Origin of the sequence: Methylobacterium sp. E-045 (assembly GCF_022829685.1) — a bacterium.
GTDB lineage: Bacteria > Pseudomonadota > Alphaproteobacteria > Rhizobiales > Beijerinckiaceae > Methylobacterium.
Genome location: NZ_JAKSYE010000105.1, coordinates 1 through 348, shown reverse-complemented (window position 1 = coordinate 348; position 348 = coordinate 1). Strand labels below are relative to the sequence as shown.

General features: G+C 68.7%; 1 protein-coding gene. It reads right to left on the bottom strand.

The window, feature by feature from the left end:
• Positions 1-180, bottom strand: a 180-nt coding sequence (locus MKK51_RS20330; RefSeq protein ID WP_243980256.1) for a hypothetical protein, incomplete at its 3' end; no start/stop codon positions are given.
• Between the last annotated feature and the right edge of the window lie 168 nt (positions 181-348).

Below are 348 nucleotides of genomic sequence, written 5' to 3'. Positions count from 1 at the left end.
GGAGGACATGCCAACGGGAAGGATGCCTTGAGGGATGGCGCTGCGCCCCCCGGGGAGCCGGTAGACGACGGCCTGGGCCTCATCGCCGGGAGGATCCCCCGACCCGGGCCCCTGCCACACCTGGCGCGATGGCTCATCCAGCTGCGCAAGCGTCCGCGCGCCGTCGATCGCGTCAGCCATGGTCGCGTGAAACATCGTCCCCAGCCCTCTCGGGCCGCGGCAGGCACAACGCACGACTTCTCGATGCGGGAATTGGCGTTCCCGCTTGACTCCCGAGGGGGTCGTATGGCTTGTGGGGGACTGATGACGGGCCACCACAGGCCACTTCGATTTCGCGGCCCTCCTGTT